23 protein-coding genes and 1 pseudogene are annotated in these 22,663 nt (G+C 66.6%); 13 read left to right on the top strand and 11 right to left on the bottom strand.

Going from position 1 to position 22,663, the window contains the following annotated elements:
• Positions 1–64 precede the first annotated feature (64 nt).
• Positions 65–814: a dienelactone hydrolase family protein gene (locus tag MSM1_RS16880; protein ID WP_213444707.1), complete on the top strand. Its 750-nt coding sequence runs from the start codon at positions 65–67 to the stop codon at positions 812–814.
• Positions 815–896: 82 nt separating this feature from the next.
• On the opposite strand, the gene htpG is transcribed toward MSM1_RS16880, so the two are convergent.
• The 4 genes from htpG to dapB all read right to left on the bottom strand — a co-directional run bounded on the left by htpG (position 897) and on the right by dapB (position 5,114).
• Positions 897–2,879 (bottom strand): molecular chaperone HtpG, encoded by a 1,983-nt coding sequence (htpG, locus tag MSM1_RS16875; RefSeq protein ID WP_213444705.1) that lies wholly within the window; start codon positions 2,877–2,879, stop codon positions 897–899.
• A 145-nt stretch (positions 2,880–3,024) separates the two neighbouring features.
• Positions 3,025–3,798, bottom strand: a complete 774-nt coding sequence (locus MSM1_RS16870) for an SDR family oxidoreductase (RefSeq protein WP_213444703.1) — start codon at positions 3,796–3,798, stop codon at positions 3,025–3,027.
• A gap of 70 nt (positions 3,799–3,868) precedes the next feature.
• The gene (locus MSM1_RS16865) at positions 3,869–4,324 is read right to left on the bottom strand and encodes a flavodoxin family protein (RefSeq protein ID WP_213444701.1); all 456 of its coding nucleotides are present in this window, start codon (positions 4,322–4,324) and stop codon (positions 3,869–3,871) included.
• Between the two features lie 52 nt (positions 4,325–4,376).
• Positions 4,377–5,114, bottom strand: a complete 738-nt coding sequence (gene dapB / locus MSM1_RS16860) for a 4-hydroxy-tetrahydrodipicolinate reductase (protein ID WP_213444699.1) — start codon at positions 5,112–5,114, stop codon at positions 4,377–4,379.
• Positions 5,115–5,288: 174 nt separating this feature from the next.
• Between dapB and MSM1_RS16855 the strand changes: the two genes are divergently transcribed.
• Together MSM1_RS16855 and MSM1_RS16850 are read left to right on the top strand one after the other, a co-directional pair.
• Positions 5,289–6,674 (top strand): IS4 family transposase, encoded by a 1,386-nt coding sequence (locus MSM1_RS16855; RefSeq protein WP_213440082.1) that lies wholly within the window; start codon positions 5,289–5,291, stop codon positions 6,672–6,674.
• A gap of 180 nt (positions 6,675–6,854) precedes the next feature.
• Positions 6,855–7,454, top strand: a complete 600-nt coding sequence (locus tag MSM1_RS16850) for a hypothetical protein (RefSeq protein ID WP_213444696.1) — start codon at positions 6,855–6,857, stop codon at positions 7,452–7,454.
• Here the strand turns inward: MSM1_RS16850 and MSM1_RS16845 are convergent.
• The 4 genes and pseudogenes from MSM1_RS16845 to MSM1_RS16830 all read right to left on the bottom strand — a co-directional run bounded on the left by MSM1_RS16845 (position 7,426) and on the right by MSM1_RS16830 (position 10,496).
• A complete protein-coding gene (locus tag MSM1_RS16845) occupies positions 7,426–8,253 on the bottom strand; it encodes an IS3 family transposase (protein WP_213444694.1) in 828 nt (275 codons plus the stop codon). The genes MSM1_RS16850 and MSM1_RS16845 overlap by 29 nt on opposite strands.
• 47 nt (positions 8,254–8,300) lie before the next feature.
• Positions 8,301–9,563: a group II intron reverse transcriptase/maturase gene (gene ltrA, locus MSM1_RS16840; protein ID WP_213444617.1), complete on the bottom strand. Its 1,263-nt coding sequence runs from the start codon at positions 9,561–9,563 to the stop codon at positions 8,301–8,303.
• A gap of 586 nt (positions 9,564–10,149) precedes the next feature.
• Positions 10,150–10,257 (bottom strand): annotated as a pseudogene (locus MSM1_RS22545) (IS3 family transposase); the annotation flags it as partial.
• Entirely contained in the window at positions 10,254–10,496 is a 243-nt protein-coding gene (locus MSM1_RS16830) for a transposase (RefSeq protein WP_213444692.1), read from the bottom strand. The pseudogene MSM1_RS22545 and the gene MSM1_RS16830, both read right to left, overlap by 4 nt.
• Positions 10,497–10,559: 63 nt before the next feature.
• Between MSM1_RS16830 and MSM1_RS16825 the strand changes: the two genes are divergently transcribed.
• Entirely contained in the window at positions 10,560–11,675 is a 1,116-nt protein-coding gene (locus MSM1_RS16825) for a hypothetical protein (RefSeq protein ID WP_213444690.1), read from the top strand.
• 121 nt (positions 11,676–11,796) lie between these two features.
• On the opposite strand, the gene MSM1_RS16820 is transcribed toward MSM1_RS16825, so the two are convergent.
• A complete protein-coding gene (locus tag MSM1_RS16820) occupies positions 11,797–13,224 on the bottom strand; it encodes an RNA-guided endonuclease TnpB family protein (RefSeq protein WP_213444688.1) in 1,428 nt (475 codons plus the stop codon).
• A 125-nt stretch (positions 13,225–13,349) separates the two neighbouring features.
• On the opposite strand from MSM1_RS16820, the gene MSM1_RS16815 reads away from it, so the two are divergent.
• The 5 genes from MSM1_RS16815 (at position 13,350) to MSM1_RS16795 (ending at position 18,251) form a co-directional block, all read left to right on the top strand.
• Complete coding sequence (locus MSM1_RS16815) at positions 13,350–14,135, top strand: IS5 family transposase (RefSeq protein WP_213444686.1); 786 nt, start codon at positions 13,350–13,352, stop codon at positions 14,133–14,135.
• Between the two features lie 224 nt (positions 14,136–14,359).
• A complete protein-coding gene (locus MSM1_RS16810; RefSeq protein ID WP_236056982.1) occupies positions 14,360–14,734 on the top strand; it encodes a helix-turn-helix transcriptional regulator in 375 nt (124 codons plus the stop codon).
• A gap of 106 nt (positions 14,735–14,840) precedes the next feature.
• Complete coding sequence (arsB, locus tag MSM1_RS16805) at positions 14,841–15,971, top strand: ACR3 family arsenite efflux transporter (RefSeq protein WP_213444683.1); 1,131 nt, start codon at positions 14,841–14,843, stop codon at positions 15,969–15,971.
• 12 nt (positions 15,972–15,983) lie between these two features.
• Entirely contained in the window at positions 15,984–17,390 is a 1,407-nt protein-coding gene (locus MSM1_RS16800; protein ID WP_213444681.1) for an FAD-dependent oxidoreductase, read from the top strand.
• Between the two features lie 87 nt (positions 17,391–17,477).
• Positions 17,478–18,251 carry a methyltransferase domain-containing protein gene (locus MSM1_RS16795; protein ID WP_236056827.1) on the top strand — a complete coding sequence of 258 codons (774 nt, stop codon included), beginning with the start codon at positions 17,478–17,480 and terminating at the stop codon, positions 18,249–18,251.
• Between the two features lie 72 nt (positions 18,252–18,323).
• On the opposite strand, the gene MSM1_RS16790 is transcribed toward MSM1_RS16795, so the two are convergent.
• Positions 18,324–18,701 carry a helix-turn-helix transcriptional regulator gene (locus tag MSM1_RS16790; RefSeq protein WP_213444676.1) on the bottom strand — a complete coding sequence of 126 codons (378 nt, stop codon included), beginning with the start codon at positions 18,699–18,701 and terminating at the stop codon, positions 18,324–18,326.
• Positions 18,702–18,788: 87 nt separating this feature from the next.
• Here MSM1_RS16790 and arsM point away from each other — a divergent pair, with 87 nt between their 5' ends.
• A complete protein-coding gene (gene arsM, locus MSM1_RS16785) occupies positions 18,789–19,580 on the top strand; it encodes an arsenite methyltransferase (protein ID WP_213444674.1) in 792 nt (263 codons plus the stop codon).
• 447 nt (positions 19,581–20,027) lie between these two features.
• Here arsM and MSM1_RS16780 read toward each other — a convergent pair whose 3' ends face one another.
• A complete protein-coding gene (locus MSM1_RS16780) occupies positions 20,028–20,795 on the bottom strand; it encodes a methyltransferase domain-containing protein (RefSeq protein WP_236056824.1) in 768 nt (255 codons plus the stop codon).
• Positions 20,796–21,042: 247 nt separating this feature from the next.
• On the opposite strand from MSM1_RS16780, the gene MSM1_RS22065 reads away from it, so the two are divergent.
• From MSM1_RS22065 to MSM1_RS16765, 3 genes are read left to right on the top strand one after another with little or no spacing between them, the layout of a single operon-like run.
• Positions 21,043–21,264 (top strand): hypothetical protein, encoded by a 222-nt coding sequence (locus MSM1_RS22065; protein ID WP_236056821.1) that lies wholly within the window; start codon positions 21,043–21,045, stop codon positions 21,262–21,264.
• A gap of 1 nt (position 21,265) precedes the next feature.
• Positions 21,266–21,562, top strand: coding sequence for a PE family protein (locus MSM1_RS16770; RefSeq protein ID WP_213444670.1), 297 nt, complete (start codon positions 21,266–21,268; stop codon positions 21,560–21,562).
• A gap of 14 nt (positions 21,563–21,576) precedes the next feature.
• Complete coding sequence (locus tag MSM1_RS16765) at positions 21,577–22,638, top strand: PPE family protein (protein ID WP_213444667.1); 1,062 nt, start codon at positions 21,577–21,579, stop codon at positions 22,636–22,638.
• The last annotated feature ends 25 nt before the right edge of the window (positions 22,639–22,663 follow it).

The raw sequence follows: 22,663 nt of genomic DNA, 5'->3' as shown, positions 1-22,663 counted from the left end.
GCGGGTCGGCGCCGATGAGTGTGCGCCGCATGTGCGCCGAACACCGAGGAGTACAACGGAAGCCATGCCTCACATCACCGACACCATCGGCACCGCCGACGGCGTGTGCACCGTACAGCTGTTCACCCCCGACGACCCCGATCCCGGCGGCCCCTGGCCGGGTGTGGTCATGTACCCCGACGCCGGCGGCGTGCGAGACACCTTCTTCCAGATGGCCGCCAAGCTGGCGGGCTTCGGATATGCGGTGCTGCTGCCGGATATCTACTACCGGCACGGCGCCTGGGCTCCCTTCGACATGCGCACCGTGTTCGGCAACCCCGGGGAGCGCCAGCGGCTGATGTCGATGATCGCCAGCGTCACCCCGGACATGATGGCCAGCGACGCCGCCGCGTTCTTCGACTACCTGGCCGCCCGCCCCGAGGTCACCGGCGAGCGGTTCGGCACCACCGGTTACTGCATGGGCGGGCGGACGTCGCTGGTGGTGGCCGGACGGGTTCCGGAGCGGGTGGCAGCCGCCGCGTCGTTCCACGGCGGTGGGCTGGCGACCGACAAGCCCGACAGCCCGCATCTGCTGGCCGACAGGATCCGGGCCGCGGTCTATGTGGCCGCGGCGACAAACGACGGCTCGTTCACCCCCGAGCAGGCCGAACAGCTCGACAAAGCGCTCACGGCGGCCGGCGTGCCGCACACCATCGAGACCTATCCCGCCGCGCACGGGTTCGCGGTGCCCGACAACGCGCCCTACGACCCCGCCGCGGCCGAGCGGCATTGGGCGGCGACACGACAGTTCTTCGGCTCCGCGCTGCCCCGATGACCGCCGGGTCATCGCCCCCGGGGCTGCGGCCGTCGGGGCCGGGTAGGGCCGGCCGTCGCCCGCAGCCCCAGCGGCGGCGCCGCTACAGGGTGCGGGCTAGCCGGCTCGCGAGCAGGCCGGCAAACTTCGCCGGGTCCTCGGGCACGTCGCCCTCCGCGAGCAGGGCGGTGCCGTAGAGCAACTCCGCGGCTTCGGCGAGCTCCCCGGAGCGTGAGCCATCGTCCGGGCGGTTCGTGTAAGCCTGGTGCAGGCCGACGACCAGCGGATGCTTCGGGTTGAGTTCGAGTATCCGTTTGCTGGCGGGAACCGGCTGCCCGGAAGCCCGGTACAAGCGCGCCAGCGCCGGGGTGAACCCGAAGGTGGGGGTGATCAGGCACGCCGGGGACTGCGTCAGCCGTGCGGACAACCGGACGTCGGTGACGTGATCACTCAACGTCTCCTTCAACCAGCTCAGCAGGTCGGCGAACTCCTGGCGTTGTTGCTCGCGCTCGGCCTCGTGCGCTTTCTTGTCCTCGTCGGAGTCGAGGTCCACCTCGCCCTTGGCCACCGACTGCAGCGGTTTGCCGTCGAACTCGCTCACCGATCCCGTCCAGATCTCATCGACCGGGTCGGTGAGCAGCAGCACCTCATAACCCTTGGCCCTAAACGCCTCCAGGTGCGGCGCGTTGAGGAGTTGCTCACGCGATTGACCGGTGGCGTAAAAGATCTGCTGCTGGCCGTCTTTCATGCGCTCGACGTACTCGGCCAGGGTGGTGGGCTGCTCGTCGCTGTGGGTTGAGGCAAACGAGCAAATACGCAACAGCGTGTCTCGGTTGTCGAAGTCGGATATCAGGCCCTCTTTGAGCGCCGGGCCGAACTGGGTCCACAGCGTGCGGTAGTCCTCCGGGCGCTGGGACTGCAGCTCCTGGATCGTCAAGAGCACTTTTTTGGTCAGCCGCCGGCGAATCGCCGTGACCTGCCGGTCCTGCTGCAGCATTTCGCGGGACACGTTGAGCGACATGTCCTCTGCGTCGACGACCCCCTTGACGAAACGCAGGTAGCGGGGCATGAGCTGCTCGCAGTCGCCCATGATGAACACCCGCTTGACATACAGCTGCAGCCCGACCTTGGCGTCGCGGCTAAACAGGTCGAACGGCGCGTGCGACGGGATAAACAGCAGGGCCTGATACTCGAAGGTGCCCTCGCCCTTCATCACGATGACCTCCAGCGGGTCATCCCAGGCGCGGGCGATGTGCTTGTAGAACTCCTTGTACTCCTCGTCGCTGACCTCGTCTTTGGACTTGGTCCACAACGCCTTCATCGAGTTGAGGGTCTCGGTTTCGAGGGTGATCACCTCCGGGCCCGCTGGGCGGCCCTCGGCGCCTTCCTGGCCGCCTTCATTGGGGGCCGGGCTGCGCCGCTCGACCTGCATCCGGATGGGCCAGGCGATGAAATCGGAGTACTTCTTGACCAGTTGGCGGATCTTCCACTCCGCGGTGTAGTCATGCAGCTCGTCCTCGGCGTCTGCGGGTTTGAGATGCAGTGTCACCGCCGTTCCCTGCGGCGCATCGTCGACGGACTCGATGCTGTAGGTGCCCTCACCGCTGGACACCCACCGGGTGGCCGTGCTCTCGCCGGCCTTGCGGGTGAGCAGCTCGACCTTGTCGGCCACCATGAACGTCGAGTAGAAGCCGATGCCAAACTGGCCGATCAGTTCCTCGGAGGCGACCGCCTGCTTGGCCTCACGCAATTTTTGACGCAGCTCGGCGGTGCCGGACTTGGCCAGGGTTCCGATCAGGTCCACGACCTCCTCGCGCGACATACCGATACCGTTGTCGCGGACGGTCAGGGTGCGCGCCCCCTTGTCGGTCTCGATCTCGATGTGCAGATCGGACACGTCAATGCTATTGGGGTCCAGGTCCTTGTTTCGCAACGCCTCCAGCCGCAGCTTGTCCAGCGCGTCGGAGGCGTTTGAGATCAACTCCCGCAGAAACGCGTCCTTGTGCGAGTACACCGAGTGGACCAGCAGATCCAGCAGTTGGCGCGCCTCCGCCTGAAACTCCAACTCTTCCACGTGTGCCGTCATGCGAGTGCGTTACCTCCGTTTCGATACCGCAAACATTATCCCCAGCGCGTCGGCGAGCAGCCTCGTCAGGATTCAGCAGAGACGGGAAAGCCGCCCCCGATCCCCGGCCAGCACCCGGTCGGTTCCCCGACGCGGCGCCGGCCGGTCACCTGTCCTCCGGCCGGAACGACCGCGCGTCACCGAGCAGCTGCCCACCGTCGACGACCATGATCTCGCCGGTAATCCAGCTGGCCGCATCGGAGACCAGAAAGGCGACCGCGGCCGCCACATCCGCGGGCTCGCCGATCCGCCCCAGCGCGGTGGACGCCGACAGCGCCTGCTCGTAGTCCTTCCACAGGGCCTGCGAGAGCCTGGTGCGCACCACTCCCGGGCAGATCGCGTTGACTCGCACCCGGGGTGACAGCTCCAGCGCCAGTTGCTTGGTGACGTGGATAAGCGCGGCTTTCGTGGTGTTGTACAGCCCGAGGTTCGGCGCGACGTGCAGGCCGCCGATGGAGGCGATGTTGACCACCGCCCCGCCGTGCTCACCCATCCACCCCTTGACGGCCAGCGAAGCCCACAGCAGCGGGGCCCACAGGTTGACGTCGAAGATCTTGGCGAAGCGGGCATGGTCCTGCTCGATCAGCGGACCGAACGCGGGATTGGTGCCGGCGTTGTTGACCAGGATGTCCACGCTGCCGAAACGGTCGAGCGTGATATCGAGGCAGTGTTGAGCGGCACCACCGTCGGCCGCGTGGGCGGCGACGCCGAGGGCGTTGCCACCGACCTGCGCGGCCGCCGCGTCGGCGTTCTCCTGGGTGCGGGAGGTGAGCACCACGTTGGCGCCGGCGGTGGCGAGTTCGCGCGCGACCGCCAGCCCGATTCCCCGCGACGCGCCGGTGACGATCGCGGTGCGTCCGGCCAAGTCCACAGCGCTCATCGGTACCCTTTCTGCGATGCGTCCCGGGTGCGGCACGCGACGCGCGGCGGTTGTCGCGGACCTGTCGTCATCACGGCATCAACGTCGCGGCCAGCGTCCCACCCAGTTCGTAGGCCCGCTCGCGAATCACCGCGTCGAGCGCGCCGACCACCTCGAGCGCGTCGGCGGCTTTGGTCAGCGACAGCCCGGTGGCGACCTTGTCCACCGCCGCGGCCGCGCCCACGGTGTCGTTGTTGCCGTGCACCCACAGACCGTAGGGCCGCCCGGCCACGTAGTCCAGGCTCGGGTAGTAGACGATATCGAAGAAGTGCTTGAGCGCGCCGGACATGTAACCGAGGTTGGCGGTCGTGCCGAAAAGGTAGCCGTCGGCGGCAAGCATGTCCGAGACCGTCGCGGCCAGCGCCGGGCGGACCACCACGTCGACGCCTTCGATTTCGGGATCATTGGCTCCGGCCAGCACGGCCTCGAGCAGTTCGCGAGTGGTCGGCGACGGGGTGTGGTGGACCACCAGCAAGGTTTTGCTCATACGCTCCCCGAGGGTCGTCATGACGGCGCGCCACTTGCGGGTTTCGCTCCGGTCATCTCAGGTTAAGCAGGGGCTCCAGACCGACCGTCAGGCCTGGGCGCTCTTTGACGCGGCGCACCGCCATCAGGACGCCGGGCACAAATGAGGTGCGATCCAGGCTGTCGTGGCGGATGGTCAGCGTCTCCCCGGTGGTGCCGAAAAGCACCTCCTGGTGGGCGAGCAGCCCGGCCAATCGCACTGCGTGCACCGGGATTCCCGCGACATCGGCGCCGCGGGCACCGGGGAGACCGGTGCGGGTGGCATCGGGGTTGGGCGGCAGGTCTTTTCGCGCCTCGGCGATGAGGGTGGCGGTGCGCACCGCGGTGCCCGACGGGGCGTCAACCTTGTGCGGGTGGTGCAGCTCGACGATCTCCGCCGAGTCGTAGAACGGGGCGGCCTGCTTGGCGAAATGCATACACAGCACGGCCCCGATCGCGAAGTTGGGCGCGATCAGCGCGGCGGTGCCGGGTTTGGCGGCCAGCCAGGCGCGCACCTGCCGCAGCCGCTCGCCGGTGAAGCCCGTGGTCCCGACCACTGCATGAATCCCGTTGTCGATCACGAACTTCAGGTTGTTCATCACGACGTCGGGGTTGGTGAAGTCGATGACGACCTCGGTCTGGCTGTCGGTCAGCAGGCTCAGCGGATCACCGGCGTCGACCTCGGCGGAGAGCGTCAGGTCCTCGGCTTCCTGCACGGCGCGCACCATTGTGGAGCCTACTTTGCCTTTGGCTCCCAGCACTGCCACCCGCATGGCGTTAACCCTAGCCGCAATGCCGGGTAGTTAAGGCGTCGCGGGAGCTGTCAAGGTGACACGCGGTGCTTATGTGGCGCGTGTTGTGTAACGATATGGGTGCGACTCCTGGTAGAAGAACGGTCGACGAAGATCCAATTCTGCTACCGAGGAGTCGCGGTGCCGAATTCTGCCATGCCCGAATCCGTACGTCGTGCCGAACTCTTGGCTCCAGGTCATCTGGGCGAGCTGACCTGGCAGATCCCGGTGGAGTTGGTGGACGCGGTGCTGGCTGAGACCGGCAGCACCCAGCGGCGGCTGCGGGTGCTGCCCTCGCGGGTGGGGGTGTACTTCGTGCTGGCGATGTGCCTATTCCCCGGATTGGGTTACCGCAAGGTTTGGGCCAAGCTCACCGCAGCCCTGCCGGGCCGCCGCAGATCGTTGTCGGACAAGGCGCTTCGAGATCTGCGTCGCCGCCTTGGCGCCGCACCGATGCGGTCGTTATTCGAAGTGCTGGCCGGCCCGGTGGCCGCACCGGACACCCCAGGCGTGCGGTTCGGGCACTATCGCACCGTCGCGTTCGATGGGTGCGTGTCGTTCAAGGTCGCTGACAGCGACCGCAACCGCTGCTGGCTGGGCAAACTCAAGGCCTCGCTCGGGGTCACCGGGTATCCGGTGATCAGGCTGATGAGCGTGGTCGAGACCGGTACCCGGGCGCTGCTGGGGGCGGTGTTCGGACCGCCGTCCACCGGCGAGACCGACTACGCCCGGCGACTGTTGCACCTGCTCAACGCACAGATGCTGGTGCTATGCGACCGCGGATTCGACGGTGAAACCTTCCTGACCGAGCTGGCCGGCACCGGCGCGCAGTTCCTCGTCCGGCTGTGCGCCACCCGCCGCCTGCCCGTACTCGCGCGCCTCGACGACGGCTCCTACCTGTCGCGCATCGGAACATTGCCGGTGCGGATCATCACCGCCGATATCACCGTCACCTGCGCTGATGGCACCCGCTACACAGCGGCCTACCGGTTGGCCACCACCTTGTGCGACCCGCGCCGCTATCCCGCGCGGCGGTTCATCGCCGTCTATCACCAGCGCTGGGAGCACGAGATCGCCTACCTGGCGCTGCGGCACACTCTGGCCGCCGGCCGCGTGTTGCGATCGACCGACCCGGCCGGACTCGAACAGGAAATGTGGGCGCTGCTGACCGTCTACCAGGCGCTGCGGCGTGCCATGGTCAGTGCGGTCGAATCCCGCCCCGGTACTGACCCGGACCGGGCCAGCTTCACCACCGCTTTGGAAACGGCGAAAGACCTGCTGGTCAACGCCGCCAACGTGACCAACGACACCGACCTCGTCGGGCACATCGGCCGCGCCGTGCTCGCTGACCTGCTCCCACCCCGGCGACCACGTACCAGCGTCCGCAAGGTCAAATCCCCACTGTCGCGCTACAACAAGAAAGACCCCTATCGGCCCGAACGCAGCACACCGATCACCAGCATCACCGCCATCATCAACGACCCCGAACCCAAACATGCGACACACGAGTCGAAATCGTTGACAACAGCCCTCGGACCTTAACTACCCGGCATTGACCCTAGCCGGGCTTCGCCCCATCCCGACGGGCATGCTGGCTGGTGTCGTTTTGGGGGCTTCGGTTCGGACGGGATGAAGACCCTGGTCGAAACGTGTCGATCGGGTGTATGAACCGCCTGTAGCGGTTGGTGGGTCGTTGCTGACCGCCCGTCCGAACCGGAGCCCATGATGACCGTAGCGCGCAGTGCCGGCGATGTCTTGTCCGATCACACGGTGTTCGAGATCGAGTCGATCGACCGGATGTATCTCAACGTGTGGGTCCCGCGGCTGGCCTACGGCGCCGGGGTGCAGGGGTTCTTCGTTGGTCACCGCGGCCACCTCTACGCCTCCACCGCGTTGATGGATCCGATGACCAAGGCGTTCGTCGCCGGCATCCACGGCTTCGTCGCCGCACGAGGTCTGGAGTTGGTGTCGTTCGGCAAGGAGCGCAAGGACGATGTGGCCCAGCAGTTCCTGGCCCGGTTCACCGGCACCGAGGGGGTGTTGTTCGTCGGGCGGGCGCAGGAGAAGGCGCTGGTGTGGCGCACCCAGCGTCGCTACAGCCAGGCCGGGGAGCCCTACGCCTGGCTGGTGCGCTCCACGGCGTTTATTAACTACTTTTATTTTTATTGCTTGGATGCCGATTTCGGTCCGTTCTTCATCAAGTTCAGCACCTACTTCCCCTACACCGCCAAGTTGTGCATTAACGGCAACGAATGCGCCAAATGGGTTTCCCCTGAAAACGTGGAGGTTTCCGTTATGCGGCCTCCGGTTGGATGGCCGTGATTTTTTCGTATTCGACGGGTGGCAGCAACCCGGCTGAGCTGTGCCGGCGTCGGGTGTTGTAGAACTCGTAGCACCAGGTGGTGATGGCCTCGCGTGCTTGTGCCTTGGTGGCGAAGTGGTGGCGGGACAGCACCTCGTGTTCGAGGGTGGAAAAGAACGCCTCGCGGGCGGCGTTGTCGAAGCACGACCCGACACGTCCCATCGATTGGCGCACCCCGAGCTTGCGGCACAGCTTAGTGAAATCATTGGCGGTGTAGGTAGATCCGCGATCAGTGTGAAAGATCACGCCAGCGATCGCTGCGCGCCCGCCACGTACTGCGACGGCCATCTTGATCGCGTCGCTGGCAAGCTCCGCATCGGGGTGCTCCGACATCGGGCAAGCCAGCAAACGTCGCCCGCACAGGTCCAGGACCGAAGCCAAATACAGTTTGGCCTCATCGGTGGGGATTTCGGTGATATCACCGCACCACTTACGGTCGGGCGCTGCGGCGGTGAAGTCCCGTTTGAGCAGGTCGGGGAACTTAGGTGCCTTCTTGTCCTGGCGGGTCAACCCCCTGGGGCGCTTAGGCTTGCGCCCGGCCAGCCCGTGCCGGCGCATCGAGTCGGCCACCGTGTTCACGCTGACCTTCCAGCCTTCAGCGAGCAGGTCGGCGTGGATCCGCGGCGAGCCGTACGTGCGCTGGGAGCGCTCGAACAGCTCCGCCACTCGCGCATCCAGCTGCGCGCGGCGTCGCTGCCGCTCAGTGGGCTCGCGGTCCAGGTCGGGTGGCCGGAGGGGGTCGCACCCTCCGGCTCCCACGGAACCGTACGTGAACCTCTCGATTCATACGGCTCTTGTCACCTTGATCACCAGACGGCCGGGACGGCAGTGGTCCAGGCCCAGTGGGCGAAGAACCGCGAGTACTGAGTGGTGACCCGCTGCCACGCTTGCTGAAACGCACGGCGTCCCTGCAGCCGCCGGTATTTCTTGCGGACCCAACGCATCAGGTAGGCATTGATGCGTGTCAGGAGGGGATACAGCGCCGACCGATAGAAAGCGCCGTAGTAATTCATCCAGCCGCGCACGATGGGATTGAGCCACCGTGCGAGCTCGGAGAAGGATTGCCCGGTGCGCTGGTGCAGTCGCCAGGACCGTACTTCGCGTCCGATCTTCGTCAAGGCGTCCCTGCTGACCGCAGGCGAGAACGAGACGAACATGCTCCCGTCCTTGGCCCGCGCTCCCCGTGGCCGGAACGTGAAGCCGAGGAAGGTAAACGACGTGTGCGCATAGTCACCGCGCCGTTTGCCGTCCTTGCAGTACACGATCCGGGTCTTGTCGGGATGCAGCCGCAGCCCGACGTCGACCATCCTGTCTTGCAGCGCGGCCAACACCCGGTGGGCCTGGCGCTCGCTGACACAGTGCACCACCGCGTCATCGACATAGCGCTCGAACCGGACGGTCGGGAACTCCCGACCCATCCACGCGTCGAACGCGTAGTGCAAGAACAGGTTTGCCAGCACGGGCGAGACCGGCGAACCCTGCGGGGTGCCCCGGTCTCGCTGTTGCAGGGTGCCGTCGGGCAACTGCACCGGGGCTTGCAGCCACCGGCGCACATACAACATCACCCACGGCAAATCGGTGTTGGCCTGCACCGCCTTGAGCATCAGGTCCCAAGACACGCTGTCGAAAAACTTTTGGATGTCCAAATCGATCACCCAGTCGGTTTTCCAGCAGCGTTGCCGGCATACGCCCACCGCGTCCACTGCCGAGCGGCCCGGGCGGTAGCCATAAGAGTCGTCGTGGAAGATCGTCTCGACCCTCGGCTTCAACTGCTCTGCGACCACCGTTTGCGCCACCCGGTCAGCGATGGTAGGCACGCCCAGCATTCGGGTCCCGCCGCCGTGCGGCTTGGGTATCTCCACCGCACGCACCGGAGGCGGAAAGTAACTGCCCGACGACATCCGGTTCCACACCTTATACAGGTTGTCCTGCAGGTCGGCCTCGAATGCCTCGATTGTTACTTCGTCCACGCCCGGTGCGCCCTTGTTCGCCTTGACCTTCTCCCATGCCTCCTGGACCGCCCACTTCGAAATCTCGAATGGCTTGTCCGGCAACTTCAACGCGTTCATGCGACTCCTCCTGAACCCCAGCGGGTTTCAGTTGCTCTAACGAACACCGTCACAGATGACCCGGCCCCTTCGCTCCACCCCCATTACAGGAGCTTCATCACTACTACGAGCCAGTCCGCCAGCCGGACCCGCGACGGTACTCACACCCACGCCAGGCGCGGGCTACTCCCTCTCGCCCGCTCGGAAACCCGAACGAAACGTATCGGCTCCGGCTCTCTCCCGTTCCATGCAGAAGCCGCAGACCGGGCTCGCGTCGCCTCCATGCCGGACACCGCCTGGCCAATCAGCGGGCACCCGCCAGACTGATCCCGGGATCAAATGGACACCCCGGTTTCGATGCCACCTGTTTCTATTTCGACACGTCAACAGCGATTCGCTCGCGCTCGCCTTCCCGATCCCCACCTGACACGTCATGCGCGCCGTGTCCACATCGCTCACCACGGTCACGTCTCCGATTCCGCAGCATGTGGTGGTTTGAAGCCTCCCCCCGCAGGGCGGCTCCGAAGGGCCGACAATCCTTCATCTTCTGCACAGCACCGCTTCTGGAAGCTCTACCTACATCTCACTCCCTTCCACGTTCGGGACGCACCCACTTATAGAACCAGGAAACGCTGACCCCCAAAAGCGCGCAGCACACCGTGTGTGGCACCCGATGCAAGGTCCTCTGGTCGGCGATAAAGCGGGCCACACTCACCTCGTCGCCTCCTTTACCCAGCCGACCACGGATCGCTTGAGCACATCACGCTTCATGCGCAGCTCGGCGACCTCGGCGCGCAGCCGCTTCAACTCGGCGATATCACCGGTGGAAAGCCCCTGGGCGCCTTCCCGCTCAGCACGATCTTTGGCAACCCAATTACCCAGGGTGCCCGGATGGATCCCGAGGTCTCGGGCCACCTGCGCGATCGGCTTACCGGTATCCCGGACTATCCGCACCGCTCCCTCCCCCAAACTCCCGGTCGAACTTCCTGCGCGTCTCTGACATGCCCTTACCTCATAGTGCATGCCTCCACACTTTCGGGGGATTTCCCCAAACGCCAGGCGGCGAAGGCCGGCATCGGGTTCGAAGCGCTCGACAATGGGTTCGCCGCGGTCGATGATGTGACGGCCGTGCAGGCGATCTGCGACAGCCTGGGACCCGAGCAGATCGACGCGCTGCTGCGCAAGTGGCTGCGCATTCTGCCCAACCCGTTCACCGGCGAGGATGAAGCGGCCGGCTATCGCTACGAGCTGTCGATCCTGCAGGCCGAGTTCTCGCTGACCCAGATGTTGGACGCGCCGGTGTCGGGCCGGATCTTCTTCGAGCAAGTCATCCGCGACAACCTCGACATCGGCCGCCCGGACAACGTCGCGTTGATATTCCACCGCCGCATTGTGCGCACCGGAAAACACAAGACCCCGGGCCGGTTCCGCACCCGGGTGATCACCAACGGCGTCATCCCGTCACTGCACGTCGACTACAAGAACGCCAAAATCAAGCAGTACTACAAACAAGGGAGGGCGCTGCGCACTGAGACCACCATCAACAACCCCCACGACTTCGGTGTCACCAAACGGCTGACCAGCCTGCCCGACCTGCGGCAGCTCGGCTTTTCGGCCAACCGGCGCCTTTTGGGCGTCCAAACCATCAGCCACGACCCGATCCGCGGCGCCAAAACATTCACCGACCTGACCACACCAGTCTTCACCGACTCCGGTACCCGCATACCCGGGCTGCGTTTCGGTGACATCCGAGTACACGCCCTGCTGCAGGTTTTGCTCGTCCACCGGCTCCTGGTCCACGGCTTCACCAGCCGTGACCTGCGCACCCTGATCGCGCCCCTGCTCGGCAAGACCGCCGAACACATCACCGCCGGCCAGATGACCTACGACCTGCGACGCCTGCGCGCCCACGGCCTCATCCAACGCGTCCCCCACACCCGCCGCTACACCGTCACCGCAACCGGACTGCAACACGCATTCTTATTCACCCGCGTCCACGACCACCTGCTGCGCGCCGGACTCGCCCAGGTCAGCGACCCCAGCCCACCGCGAAAATCCAAGCTGCACAACGCCTCCCGCGCATATCAAGCCGCCATCGACGAACTCACCCGACAGGCCCTACACGCCGCCTGAGCATTCGCGACTCGTTCGCCATACTTGACTCAATATTCACGGCGAGGACGCCTAAGCTAGCTAAAGCGTGTCGAACAACTCTGTTAAGTGTTCGGCACCGCCCTTCTCGGGCGTCGTCGGTTCAGGCCGCTGGTGCGGCGTGAAGGTCGGTTCCCGCGTCATCCGGGCTGGTTTCACCAACACGTGGGTGTTGGCCAGCGCCGTCCCGTCGGCGGGCATTGGTGGCCCGGCCTGCTGCTTGGGGGTCCGGGGATCGGTTTGGGTCATGATGGGCCTGGCCCCAGCGGGCCAGATTTGTCGCGGCGTTGGTGTCTGGGGCGCCGGTATGCCCGCACCCACAGCTGAACACCCGATCGGCCAGGGCCAGCTCGGTGGTGACCGCCCCGCATCGCGGGCACAGCCGGGTCGAGGGATACCAGCGGTCGGCCTCGATGAGCTGCCCGCCGCGCCACGCCTGCTTGTAGCACGGCATCCGGGCGAACTCTGACCAGCCGGCATCGCAGATCGCGCGGGCCAGCCGATGGTCGGCCAGCATTCCGGTCACGTTGAGGTTTTCGATGACGATCTGGTCGTGGGTCTTGACCAGCTCGCCGGATACCTGGTGCAGGAAATGGCGGCGCACGCCTGCCACACGGTGATGACGCCGGCCCAACCGGGCGGCGGCATCGGTGCGGTTGCGTGATCCTTTCTTCTTGCGTGACAACGATTTCGACAACCGCCGCTGATGAGCGATGCCGGTGGCCAGCGCCTTGGGCGCGTCACTGATACGGGCGACCTCGGCGCCCTCGGCGGTGGCGGCGACCACAAACGCCGACAGGCCGCGATCCACCCCCACCCAGTCGCCGGCATCGTCGGTGCGGGCCGGGTGCTGATGGGCGGGGTGCACGTCGGCGGCCTCGACATTCAACGCACACCACCACCTGCCCCCGTGATGGCTGATGGTCGCGAACAAGATTGTCGCTCGCTGTTTGGCGATCATGCGCCGCAGGCGGCGGGTGTCCTCACGCACCGCGACAGCACCACTACCGGGCAGCGTGAGCGAGCGGGGCCGGTCGTTGTCGCCGATGCGGATCGCCTCAGGTTTGCCTTTGGGGTGCTTGTTGCGCAGCCGAAACGACGGGATGTCGCCGGCCTTTTTCTTAAACCGCGGGAACCCGACCCGGCGGCCTTTGCGCTTACCGCAGCGTGAATCCGACCAGGCTTTCAGCCCTTTGCCGAGGTCTACAGCGGCTTCCTCGAACACCTGCTGGCACACCTGGCTCCGCCAGCACAAACCGGTCACCACCACCTCGGCGGCGCCGTGGGCATCGACAGCGAACACCCGCCCGGCGTCCTTGGTTTTCTTCCCCGCGTTGAAGGTGTTGATCAGATCAAACCCCGCCCAGGGCACATCAACGCGCCGATCGGCGCGACGTCGCGTGAGAGCAGGCTTGACGATCCGTAGGCACTGGTTGAACGCGAACCGCGACGCCCCGGCGTGGCGGGCCAGCACCTCACACTGCTCGACGGTGGGGTCGAGACGAAATCGGAATGTGGTGTGGCGGCTCATCGCCGATCAGCGTCGCACACCACACCGACAAGCGCCCTGGCCAGCGACGACGTGTCGGAGCATCGGATCACCATCGACGCTCCTGTCACCCCAACCTGCCCGGGCGGCGCCGGTACCGCTCCGATGTGTCTGATACCGCGTGGGCGCGCATCGCCGGCTTCCTCGTCCCGAAACATCCCAAAGGCGCTCGGCCCTGCCCACCGCAGCGGTGGCGCGAGCACCTCGACGCCTGCCTGTATGTGCTGCGCGCCGGGTGCGCGTGGCGGCACCTGCCGCACGACGTCACCGCGTCCTGGTCGGCCGCGCACAAACACTTCCTACGCTGGTGCCGCGACGGCACCTGGGCGCGAATCCTCACCACGGTCCGCGGCGAGGTCCGCGCCCGATCGGGGCGGCACCGCCGGCCCACCGCGGCCGTCGTTGATTCCTCCAGCCTCAAAGCGTCCCCGATGGCCGGGCCGCGCAGCTTCGACGGCGCCAAGAAAGTCGACGGCGTCAAACGCCACGTGCTCGTCGACACCACCGCTGTGCTGGTCGCCGCTGTCGTCACCGCAGCCGACGTGACCGACCGGGCAGCATTCCCCACGCTGCTGGGTAAGGCCAAGCGGGTCGCCCCCACCATCAGCCACGTGTGGGTGGACAACGGCTACACCGGGCAGGCCGTCACCACCGCAGCAGCCAAGGCCGGTGTCACCGTGGACGTGGTGTCCGGGCCGAAACCCGGCCACGGGTTCATCGTCCAGCCCCCACGCTGGGTAGTCGAACGCACCAACGGCTGGATCAACCACTGCCGCCGCATCGACCGCCACTACGAAACCACCCTGGCCGCCCACGAAGGCTTCCCCTACCTCAGCCAAATCGCTTTACTACTTCGACGACTCGACCGCAGCCAGTTGCTCGACACGCTTTAGCCCGCGCCGCCCACTGCCCCTTGCCCGCTGCCCCTTGCCCGGTTGGGCACGCTGCCCCTTGCCCGGTTGGGCACGCTGATGCGCGGGACGTCCACCGCGAGCGGGCGATAGCGACGGCGACGTTATCACCGCCTGGCCGCCGAAGACCCCCGGCACCGCTATTCACGTGCTGTTCACACGGTGTTGGCTGGCACTGATTTGATTTATGTCAATATAGATATGTGTTGACCACCGATGACGTGCTTACCACTGTCTCGGGCTGCGAGGTTGCGCCGTTGACGCGTGCGCCGCTCTCCCCCGAGGCAGCCAGCGAGCTGGCCGGCAAGCTGAAAGCATTATCGGATCCGGTGCGTCTGCGGCTGTTGAGCTTTGTGGCCAGCCACCGCGGCGGCGAGGTGTGCGTTTGCGAGCTCTCCGCTGGTGTTGCAGTAAGCCAGCCCACCATTTCACATCACTTGAAGACGCTCAAGACCGCGGGGTTGCTTACCAGCGAACGCCGCGGCTCGTGGGTGTACTACCGGGTAGTCCCCGAAGCGCTGCAACAGCTTTCCACTCTCCTTCATGTTCATGCCGAAAGCCTCCACGGAGCCGCCCGGTGAACCTTGGCGGGCTGGCGCGGCGGCCCGACGGCCGGGGTTCCCGGGCAGCAGTCTCGCCACTCCAGCGCAGCAAACCTCGTCCGACGAAGAGAAGGGTTTTGACTAGATGAGCGACTACCCCGCCCAGCCCCTCCCCAGCTCGCCGGCCAGCGCCCATGTCGCGGACCGGCTGTCGACCGTGGACCGTTTCCTGCCGTTGTGGATCGGGCTGGCCATGGCGGCCGGGCTGCTCTTGGGGCGCTGGACTCCCGGTCTGGCCAGCGGGCTGGACGCGGTGTCGATCCACGGCACCAGCCTGCCGATCGCCATCGGGCTGCTGCTGATGATGTACCCGGTGCTGGCTAAGGTCCGCTACCGGGAGGTCGGGCGGATCACGGCGGATCGCCGCATGATCACCGCGTCGCTGATCCTCAACTGGGTCATCGGCCCGGCGGTGATGTTCACCCTGGCCTGGCTGCTGCTGCCCGACCTGCCCGCCTACCGCACCGGCGTCATCCTGGTCGGGCTGGCCCGCTGCATCGCCATGGTGCTCATCTGGACCGACTTGGCCTGCGGTGACCGGGAGATGGCCGCCGTGCTGGTCGCCCTCAACGCCATCTTCCAGGTGCTGGCCTACGCCGCGCTCGGGGTGTTCTACCTCAACGTGCTGCCCGGCTGGCTCGGCCTGCCCACCCAGAGCCTGCGCGTCTCCTTCGCCGGCATCGCCGTCACCGTTGTGGTGTTCCTGGGCATCCCGCTGGTCGCCGGATTCCTCACCAGGACACTCGGGGAACGCGCCCGCGGCCAGCAATGGTATGAGGACCGGCTGCTACCGCGCATTGGGCCACTCGCCCTCTATGGGCTGTTGTTCACCGTGGTGGTGCTGTTTGCGCTGCAGGGCAAGACGATTACCTCTCAACCGGTGAATGTGGCCCGGATAGCGCTGCCGCTGCTGGCCTACTTCGCCGTGATGTGGGCCGGCGGGCTCGCCGTCGCCCGCTGGCTGCGCCTGCCGTATCCGCGCGCTGCGGCGCTGGCGTTTTCCGCCGCCAGCAACGACTTCGAGCTCGCTATCGCGGTCGCTATCGGCGTATTCGGTGCCACATCCGGCCAGGCCCTGGCCGGGGTCGTCGGCCCGCTGATCGAGGTCCCGGTGCTGCTCGGCCTGGTCTACGTGGCCCTGTGGCTGCAACGCCGGCTGGCTTGGCCGCAAGAGACCAAGCGCAGCGCCACCCACCGCGGGCCGGCCTACCGCTGAGGAAGACCGCTCATGGCAAACCGTCATATCATCGCCGTCGGCGGCAGCGACGCCGGCATCAGTGCGGCCCTGCGCGCCCGCGAACTAGACCCCACGAGCGCGGTGACGGTGGTGGTCGCTGACGTCTACCCCAACTTCTCGATCTGCGGCATTCCCTACTATGTCTCTGGGGAGGTCACCCACTGGAGCAACCTGGCGCATCGCACCGGCGCCGAGCTGGCGGCCACCGGCATGCGAGTGCTCACCAACACCCGCGCCACCCGTATCGACCCCGACGCCCACACTCTCGAGATCCTGGATGCCGCCGGCAAACCGGGCCGGTTGCCCTACGACGCCTTGATCATCGGCACCGGTGCCACCAGCGCGCGCCCACCCATCAGCGGACTCACCGGCTCCGGGCGACTCGGTCCGCAAGACGGGGTGCACCTGCTGCACTCGATGGGCGACACCGTCACTGTCATGGAGTCGCTGGCCGCCCGAAACCCGAAGACAGCAGCCATTATCGGGGCCGGCTATATCGGGCTGGAGATGGCCGAAGCGCTCACCATGCGCGGCATCGCGGTCACCCAGATCGAAGCCCTTCCCGAGGTGCTGCCCACCGTCGACGCCCAACTTGGCGCCCTCATCCGCGCTGAGCTCGAGCGCCACGGGGTCGAGGTGCTCACCAACACCACGGTCACCGCGATCACCCGAGCCGACACCGGGGCGCTCACCGTCACCGCGCGTCACGATGACCAAATCATCACCCGCACAGTAGAGTTCATTTTGGTCGTGGTCGGGGTGCGGCCCGATGCCGACCTGGCCGCCAACGCTGGGGTGCACTGCGGCGTCAAGGGCGCCATCGCGGTCGATGAGGCCATGCGCACCAATGTGCCGGATGTTTTCGCCGCCGGTGATTGCGTACACACCCACCACCGCCTGTTGGGACTGACCTGGTTGCCGTTGGGCACCACCGCCCACAAACAGGGCCGGGTCGCCGGCGAAAACGCCGTCGGCGGTGAGGCGCGCTTCGCCGGGAGCCTGGGCACCCAAGTGGTCAAGGTGTTCGACCTGGTGGCGGCGCGCACCGGACTGCGCGACCACGAGGCCCGTGCGGCGGATCGCGGTTGGGCGCCGGCCACCAGCGCCAGCAGTCCCGATGACCACAAGGCCTATTACCCGGGCGCCACCCCCATCCACATCCGCATCACCGGCGACGCGCGCACCGGCATGCTGCTGGGGGCTCAGCTCGTCGGACACCGCAGCGCCGAGATCGCCAAGCGCGTCGACATCTTCGCCACCGCCATCTTTAACGCCCTGACGGTCGACGCCATCGGCGACCTTGATCTTTCCTACACCCCACCGCTGGGCTCACCATGGGACGCAACACAAATTGCGGCCCACGACTGGGTGCGCCAATACCGCGGGCCCACCAATTGACCGGGGGCGTTCGTGACGTCCGGTCGCTCGAGGTGACCGCACCGCAGTGCGAACTTATCGGATAGTTACCTATCGATGGGAGGGCCGATGGCCGAAAATCGCGAGTTGCAAGAGGAAGTTCGGGCCCACTACGCCGCGGTGGCAAGCGCGGTGGCCGCCGGCCGCAGCAAGAGGGACGCCCTGGCCGCGGAAAACCACCACGGCCCGCGGGGCTCGGTCGATGCCGCGGTCCTCTACAGCGCCGACGAGCAAGCCGGGCTGCCCGTCGAGGCGGTTGAGGCGAGCATGGGCACCGGCAACCCGACCGCGGTCGCCGAGTTGCGCCCGAGTGAACGGGTACTGGACCTGGGCTCTGGCGGCGGGATGGACGCGCTGCTGGCGGCCCGCCGGGTCGGCCCGAACGGGTTCGTCTATGGAATCGACATGGTCGATGAGATGGTCGCCCTGGCCGAGGCGAACAAAGCCAAAGCCGGCGTCACCAACGTCGAATTCCGCAAGGGCGCCATCGAGGACGTCCCCATGCCCGACGCCTCAGTCGATGTGGTGATCTCCAACTGCACGATTAACCTGTCGCTCAACAAGCCGGCCGTGTTTGCCGAGATGTTTCGCGTCTTGGTTCCCGGTGGGCGGATCGCGATATCTGACACCGTCGCCGAAGACCGTCTTACACCGCAGGACCGCGCCGAACGCGGCACGCACGCTCGCTGCATCGCCGGGACTCTGTCCAGGCAGGAATACCTCGACGCGCTGGCCGCGGCCGGCTTCACCGATGCGTCGGTCACCTTCACCCGGGAACGCGTCGACGGAATACACCACGCAATCATCCGTGCCACCAAACCGGCCGCTCACCCGGGCGGTTAAACCCGACGCCGGCTGCAGTGCCCGTCCGGCACGCCCCGCGCCCCCGGGCACGAGCTAGGAAGCGGCCAGGCCTCAGCTGCCGCGACCGGCGCTGGCCAACACGCCGGCCAGGACATCCAACACTCCGGGCACGAGACGGTAGTAGGCCCACTTGCCGCGTTGCTCCCGCTCCAGCAGCCCGGCCTCGACGAGCACCTTCAGGTGGTGGGAGACGGTGGGCTGCGACAGCCCCACCGGGCCGGTCAGCTCGCAGACACACGCTTCGGCGCCCTGCTGGGCAGCGATCAACGACACCAGCCGCAGCCGGGTCGGCTCCCCCAGCGCCCTGAGCACCCCGGCCAGCCTTTCGACGGCAGCGCCATCGAGCACACCGCTGGTGATCGGGGGGCAGCACACCGCCCAGTCGGCGACCGGTGGCGTGCCGGCGCTGATGGTGCTGTCACGAGTCATGGCACCAGTCTGGCAGATGAATTGACAAATATCGATGCTTGGTGCATTCTTGTCATATAGACAATCATCGATGAAATGAGAGGTTCGATGACCACCAAAAACACCGAGCTGCGCGAACAGGTCCGGGAGCGCTACGCCGCGGCCGCCACCGCGATAACCGGTGGCGCCACCAATAGCGATGTGCTCACCGCGGCCAGTTGCTGCGGGTCGAGCGACGCCGCCGAGGTCGGCACCATCTTCGGCGCCGGGCTCTACGGCGCTGACGAGCACTCCGAGCTACCCGCCGAAGCCCTCGCGGCCAGCCTGGGTTGCGGCAACCCCGTCGCGGTCGCCGAGCTGCACCCGGGCGAACGGGTGCTGGACCTAGGCTCCGGCGGTGGGATCGACGTGCTGCTCTCGGCGCGTCGGGTCGGGCCGACCGGGTTCGCCTACGGAATCGACATGACCGACGAGATGCTGGCCCTTGCCGAGGAGAACAAGGCCAAAGCCGGCGTCACTAATGTCGAATTCCGCAAGGGCACCATCGAAGACATCCCGCTGCCCGACGCCTCCGTGGACGTGGTGATCTCCAACTGCGTGATCAACCTGTCGGTGGACAAGCCCACCGTGTTCGCCGAGATGTTTCGCGTTCTGGTTCCCGGCGGGCGCATCGGCATCGATGACGTCGTCGCCGAGGACCGGCTCGGCGCCGCCGAGCGCGCCGAGCGCGGCTCTTATGTCGGCTGCATCGCCGGCGCCCTGTCCAAGCAGGAATACCTCGACGGGCTGGCCGCCGCCGGATTCACCGACGCCTCGGTCACCTATACCCACCAGGTGGCCGACGGAATGCACGGCGCGATCATCCGCGCGGTCAAACCGGCTGCATCCTCCAAGGACTGAATCCGCCACCCTGAGGACCAATCAGCGCGAGCAGACCTACCGCATACGTCAGCATGGACACCAACTATGTTGCCGTCCAACGTAATACGGCTCGCTTCAGCGCAACCAGCAGGTCACCGTGCCGCAGTGGTTTGCTCGCCTTTTCGCCAGCAGCGTTCGCGACCGCGGAATACGCTCTTTTTCCAGTCGACCGCCCTGTCGCACCGGGCCTGCGGCGGTGAGATATCGAGCAATTCTTCGGGCCCACCCGGCTAGCTCGGATCAGCGCAGCACTGGAATGCGTTGACCCGCTTGGTCGAATCACTCGATGAGACGCTGGCCACGCTGAAACACGGCGAGCACGCCCGTTACCGGTTGCGTGGGTGCGCAAACGGCGGGCGCGGTCTCGCAGCGCTGCGCAGACACCGGCCGCAACCGATGAAATGGTGGCAGCGGCCGCAGGCCCGGCTAGACCCTCGTCGCGACGATCGCGATCGAGGTCAAGACGTCGCGGTACTTGCGGAACGTGTTGCGCATGTCGAGCACACGCTCACGCGCATCGCGATCCCGCACCACATTCCATGCGAAATACAGTGCCCGCAAAAGCCCTTCATCGTCGATCACCCGGCGTGGCTCCAACAGCAGCAACGGCGCGAACAACACCGTGTCGACCCGGAAACCTGCCTCGGTGAGCAGCTGCCGCCACTCGGCGGCCCGCAGCGGATCGACAGTGGCCTTGATCGACCGTGTCAGGGCCTGGCGAACCTCGGACTTGGTGTCGTCGTCGATTCCGTCTTGCAGCACCATCTCGTGGATGGCGTAGCGGCCGCCCGGGCGAAGCACACGGTAAGCCTCGCGTGCGATTTCGGGCTTGTGGGCATCGGTCTGCATGGTCAGTATCCCCTCGCCGACCACCACGTCTGCGCTCGCATCGGGCAACCCGGTGTGGGCGGCCTCCCCCTGGATGGCGCGGCCCCGTTCGCCGACGGCCGCGCGGGTCAGCGCCGCCGCGGCGTCGTCGAATTCGACGGCGATATAGCTGGCGGGTTTGCGGTTCAAGACCGCCATCGCGGTTATGCCGAGACCCGGTGCCAGCTCGACCACGTCGGCTCCCGTCAGCCCCGCCCCGGAGAGCATCCGTTCGGTTAGCCCACGGCCTCCAGGCCGCAGCACGCGTTTGCCCAATCTGGCCAGCAACCAGTGCCCGGGCAGGTCAATCGTCTTTCGCCCCGACATCGGTAGTTCCATATGGCCACATTAGTCCGATACATACTTGGGCGAAGCACGGCGAGCGGGTGCCGGACCTGGGCTCCGGCGGCCAGACATGCTGCTCTCGGCGCGTCGGGTCGGCCGACCCGGTTCGCCTACGGAATCGACATGACCGAGGAGATGCTGGCCCCCGCCGCGGCGAACCGGGCCGTAGCCGGTGTCACCAACGTCGAATTCCGCAAGGGCACAAGATATCCCGCCGCCTGACGCCTCCATGGACGTGCTGATCCCCAACTGCGTGATCAAGCTCTCGGTGGACGTCGCGTGTGCCGAGATGCTTCACGTCCTGGTTCCCGGCGGGCGCATCGGCATCGATGCGCGCTCGATCGGCTCCACCGCGGGGCGTCCAGCCCGGCAGGGCGAACCTGATGCTTGGCCGCCGGCGGCTAGCGAGAAAATTATGAACACCGACTACCGTCAAGTTGGGAGAACATAAAATGCCGTTTGTGATCACACAGCCCGAGCCCGTGATGTTAGCGGCCGGCAACGCGGCAGGTAGCGGCTCGGTGATGAGCGCCGGGAATGCGGTTGACGCGGGCCTGACCACCGATTGTGTTCCCGCAGCCGCTGATGAGGTATCGGCGGGCACCGCCACGCGGTTCGCCGCGCACGCCGCCCTAGACCAGACGATCGGTGCCCAAACCGCAACGACTCACGACTTGTGTGTCGCCGCATCGGGGATCAGCGCGGATTCGTATGCGGCCATCGAGCCGACCAGCATGGTCGCGCTCTAAGGAAAGGGTCGGCTATGGATTTCGCGGTGCTGCCGCCGGAGATCAACTCCGGTCGGATGTATGCCGGTCCGGGACCAGGGTCGATGTTGGCCGCGGCAACTGCCTGGGACAGGCTGGCCAACGAGCTGTATTCCGCGGCGGCGTCTTACGGATCGGCGGTCTCGGGACTTACCGCCGGGCCGTGGCTGGGTCCCTCGTCGGCGGCGATGGCGGCCGCGGCCACCCCATATGTGGCGTGGCTTTACGCCACCGCCGCCCAGGCCGAGCAGACGGCCATCCAGGCCAGGGCGGCTGCGGCCGCCTTTTCGGTCGCGTTTGCGATGACGGTGCACCCAGCGGTGATCGCGACCAACCGCAGCCTGTTGATGACGCTGATCGCGACAAACTTTTTCGGTCAGAACACCCCGGCGATCGCGGCCACCGAAGCGCACTACGCCGAGATGTGGGCCCAGGACGCTGCCGCGATGTCTGGCTATGCGGAGGCGTCAGCGGCCGCTTCGATGCTGACGCCGTTTACTCCTGCACCACCCATCACCAACCCGGCGGGGCTGGCCGGCCAAGCCGCCGCGCTCGCCCAATCCTCCGCCGCTGCCGCCACGAACGCGCAGACGGCACACCTGGTGACCGAGGCGGTACTGGAAACCGCGCCCCACGTTATCTGGGCCTCCATTGGCCCCCCTGTTGGCCCCCCCAACTTGGCTACCCGCATAGTGCAGATGGCGCGGAGCCAGCTCATCGCGGCCGGAGTGGAATCGGTCCACGCCGCCGCGGCCGCTCCGCGCCCGTTGCAACCGATGGCAGCCGCCGCGGAAACCCTGGGGGGTCTGTACGGCGGCCCTGATGGGGTGTCGGTGAGTTTGGCGCGGGCAGGCGCGATCGGTGGTTTGTCGGTGCCACAGAGCTGGATCGCGGCGGCGCCGACGACTAGCCCTGCCGCTGCGGCGTCCCCGCTCACCAGCCTCGCTGGCGCCCCGGCAGCCGCTGCGGCCGAAACGGGCGGGCCGGGGCGTGAAATGGCTTCGGGCCTGGCCGCGCACACAGTAAGCGATATCGCCTTCCGAGCCGCCGCGCCGTGATCCCCGGCCCCTGGCCGCTGCACAC

The sequence above is a fragment of the Mycobacterium sp. SM1 genome, from assembly GCF_018361265.1.
Classification (GTDB): Bacteria; Actinomycetota; Actinomycetes; order Mycobacteriales; family Mycobacteriaceae; genus Mycobacterium.
Note: the sequence above shows the minus strand (reverse complement) of the source record. Positions and strands in the feature narration are given on the sequence as shown.